The organism is Mesobacillus sp. (assembly GCF_049588175.1).
Lineage (GTDB): Bacteria > Bacillota > Bacilli > Bacillales > Cytobacillaceae > Mesobacillus.
The window spans coordinates 1-3,815 of record NZ_JBAVFI010000058.1; the positions used below are offsets into that span (position 1 = coordinate 1).

Consider the following 3,815-nt stretch of genomic DNA (forward strand, 5'->3'; position numbering starts at 1 on the left):
ATTTCAAGGTTGTCTTTATAGATAAGGAATAGCTCAATCCGTTTAATCTCTAAGTCTTCTGTATGCGAATTTGCTGTGATTTTGAAATGATTGTACCCAGGTGTCTTGGGTGAGATCGACGTTGTAAAATCAATGTAACGATCTTGATTTTTCCATTCCAGAGGTTCATTTTCCGGGAGTGGATTTAGGTGAGTCAACACACCAACAATTCCTAAAATGATGATCATCACACTAAAATCGATTTTTACCAAGCTGCCCATTGGATCTTCTTTTTTCTTTTTCATCGTATTGCGTAAAAGTGCGCCAATGACGAATACAAGCAGAACTAAGGAAATTTTAACTAAAAGCAATTTTCCCCATAGTGCATGGAGCAAATAATCGAGCTGCGGCAAGAAGATTAAAGTGTAAGCTGCTCCCGTTACAATCAGGATCAGCATGCTGATTAAGGCAACTTGCGAAAAGAATGGCAGGAATTGTCTAACGTGTTCCCGCTGCTTTTTCCAGTAGGTTAGAATATACAGCAGTCCTCCTGCCCATATAGCAGCTGCAAGTAAATGGACGACATCCAATTCAAGAGACATAGAGCGGATTTCCGGTTCAAAGGCTGCAGCATGTCCGTTAAAACTCTTTGCCGCCAGCATCATCAATACCCACACTAGATCAACCGCTTTGAAACGAAGCAAGATTGGAAAACCTAATAAAGATAAAAGCACAGTAGCGACCAAAGAAATCCCTACTGTTGTGCCTGTTAAAATCGATCCGATTTCTGCCAGTGTCCAGCGGTCAAGTAATTCAGACAATTGAACGAATCCCAGGCCAACGGTGGTTACGAACAGCGCAATTTGTAAATGAAAAGCCCTCTGTCTAAAGGTGGCCTTGATTTCTTCCTTCTCTAAATTATGTATGGTTCCCCATACAATCCAGCCAATCGTCAAAATCAACGCCATGTAAAAAAGAATTCTCACCAATGACCTGAACGCATCGACCCCAGCCGAGCTCTGTTGTTTTTCTAAAACAAGCTGGTTTATATCTCTTTTGAAGACCGTTTCTTCCCCTATGGAGACGACATAAGAACTCTTTACCGGATGGCCATCCGCTGAAATGACACTATAGGATATGACATAATTTCCGTCGGGCAGGTCAGGCAAAGATTGTTGTATGGATTTTTGGTTTTTACTCATCTTTGTTTTTCCATTGCCGACTTTTTCCCCATTTTCATTAAAAACCTTAATCGAATACAGTTCGTTTTCAAGTCTTTCATCGAATGACAGAACTATTTCCTTTGGCGGGGTTTTTAATTCACTATCCGGGGCAGGCTCAGCCATTTTTAGCGACGCATGGGCAAAAACTTCTTGCGGAACCATAAAAATGAAAAATAGAGAACATATAATGAAAAGATTTATTAGGGCACTTCGATTGCTAACGATAAATATCACCTGCCTTTTGTAAAAATCCACATACCCTAGAGTGTATCATTTATCACTTTAAAGAATCAATTATACATTTATGGCAAAAACAGGCCCGCGTTAATTTTACTGGCCGATTAGGGGGATAAACTTCCATAGTACCCCCGATTATTTTATTAATATATCATATTGAAATAAGCATTATTCTGGTGTTATAATGTGATAGCGTGATAACATGCTAATATGGTAACGTGCTAAAGTGTTCTATAAAATTAATAAAAGGTGGTCATCATAGATGAAACGTTTTGCGACGATGCTTATTTTAATAGCATCAGTATTGGCGATTTTTACAGGCTGCTCGAATTCTTCTGAAAAAGAGAACAGCGAGGACAAAGCACTTGTAATCGGAATCGATGATAAATTTGCTCCAATGGGATTCCGCGATAAAGATAACGAGATTGTCGGTTTTGATATTGACTATGCTCGTGCTGCAGCAGAAAAAATGGGGAAAGAAGTGAAATTCCAGCCAATCGACTGGCAGACAAAAGAAGCTGAGCTTAGCAGCGGCAGGATTGACTTGATCTGGAACGGGTACACTATCACAGATGAACGTAAGAAAAAGGTTCTTTTCACAAAGCCTTACTTGAAAAACGCACAGGTCGTTGTGACGCTTGCTGATTCAAAGCTTGCTAAACTGGATGATTTAGAAGGCAAGGTTGTCGGCTTGCAATCTCTTTCTTCAGCTTCAGACGCGCTGGACGCATCTCCTGTAAAAGAAAAGGTTAAAACCGTTACGGAGTTCTCTGACAATGTACAAGCTCTATCAGACTTGAAGAGCGGCAGAATTGATGCCGTGATCATTGATGAAATTGTCATCAACTATTACATGACGAAAGAGAAGGAATCTTTCAAGGTTCTTGATGAATCTCTTGCTCCTGAAGAATATGGAATTGGCGTTAAGAAAGGCAACGAAGAATTACTTGAAAAGCTGCAAAAAGCGCTTGATGAAATGAATGAAGATGGAACAGCAGCGAAGATCTCTGAAAAATGGTTTGGTGAAGATAAAGTATTGAAGTAAATATAAGGCAAAGCAGGGTTTCCATCCGGAAACCTGTTTTGCTTTTGGAGGAATCTTTCTATGTCTTTTGATTACATTACATCCATAATTGGGCCAATGCTTGAAGGGGCGCAGATGACCGTCCTGTTGTTTGTGATCGCGATTGTTTTGTCGATCCCGCTCGGATTCCTTCTGACGCTTGCTGTTAAAAGCGACTTAAAGCCTTTATCATGGCTGGCTCAAGCCTATATATACGTGATGAGGGGAACCCCTCTGTTATTGCAATTATTATTTATTACCTTCGGGCTTCCGATGATTCCGGTCATTGGTGAATATTTTGTTCTCGACCGATTTGTCGCTGCCAGCCTAGGTTTTGTACTGAACTATGCTGCTTACTTTGCGGAGATTTTCCGCGGCGGGCTTCTTGCCATTGATAAAGGACAATACGAGGCATCCAAAGTGCTTGGGTTGAGTAAATGGCAGACAACGACGAAAATCATTTTGCCGCAAATGTTTCGTGTCGCACTTCCGGCAGTGGCGAATGAATCCGTGACACTGGTGAAAGACACAGCCTTGCTTTACGCAGTGGCCGTGCCGGAATTGCTGCACTTTGCACAGACTGCCGTTAACCGCGATTTTACCATCGTGCCGTTTTTCGTCGCAGGTTTGATTTACCTGATCATGACGCTTGTATTAACATTAGTCTTTAAATGGATTGAACGACGTTTCAAATTTGAATAAGAAGGATTGGTTAAGATGGCAATCATAGAAGTATCCAACCTTAAGAAGTCATTTGGGACGCTCGAAGTCCTGAAAAATATAACCTTTAATGTAGAAAAAAATGAAGTGGTAGCAGTCATCGGGCCTTCCGGTTCGGGGAAAAGCACGATGCTCCGCAGCCTGGTGCACCTTGAGGAAATTAACGGTGGAAGCGTCAAGGTCTCGGATGAGTACTTGGTCAAGGATGGGATGTACGCGAAGCCGCAGGATTTGAAGAGAATCACCTCCAAAATGGGGATGGTATTCCAGCACTTCAATCTGTTTCCGCATTTAACCGTCAAGGAAAATCTGGAGCTGCCGCCTCGCCTCGTCAAGAAAGAGCAAGCAGCAGTTATCCAGGGACGCAGTGCGGATTTATTAAATAAAATCGGGCTGACGAATTGGGCAGGTGCCTATCCTGCTAATTTGTCAGGCGGCCAAAAGCAGCGAGTAGCCATCGCAAGGGCACTGATGATGAATCCCGAAATCCTCTTGTTTGATGAGCCAACATCCGCGTTAGACCCAGAACTGACAGGCGAAGTGCTGCAGGTCATGAAGGACTTGGCAGAAGAGCAGATGACAATGGTCGTCGT

General features: G+C 42.3%; 4 protein-coding genes. 3 read left to right on the top strand and 1 reads right to left on the bottom strand.

The window, feature by feature from the left end; all coding sequences use genetic code 11:
- A partial coding sequence (locus WB217_RS01360) for a copper resistance CopC/CopD family protein (RefSeq protein WP_423989940.1) occupies positions 1-1,325 on the bottom strand: 1,325 nt, incomplete at its 3' end.
- Between the two features lie 376 nt (positions 1,326-1,701).
- Between WB217_RS01360 and WB217_RS01365 the strand changes: the two genes are divergently transcribed.
- From WB217_RS01365 to WB217_RS01375, 3 genes are all read left to right on the top strand, one after another.
- A complete protein-coding gene (locus WB217_RS01365) occupies positions 1,702-2,484 on the top strand; it encodes an amino acid ABC transporter substrate-binding protein (RefSeq protein WP_423989942.1) in 783 nt (260 codons plus the stop codon).
- Positions 2,485-2,544: 60 nt separating this feature from the next.
- On the top strand, positions 2,545-3,204 hold the full coding sequence (locus WB217_RS01370; RefSeq protein ID WP_423989944.1) for an amino acid ABC transporter permease: 660 nt from the start codon (positions 2,545-2,547) through the stop codon (positions 3,202-3,204).
- Positions 3,205-3,219: 15 nt separating this feature from the next.
- The coding region (locus WB217_RS01375; protein WP_423989946.1) for an amino acid ABC transporter ATP-binding protein at positions 3,220-3,815 on the top strand (596 nt) is incomplete at its 3' end.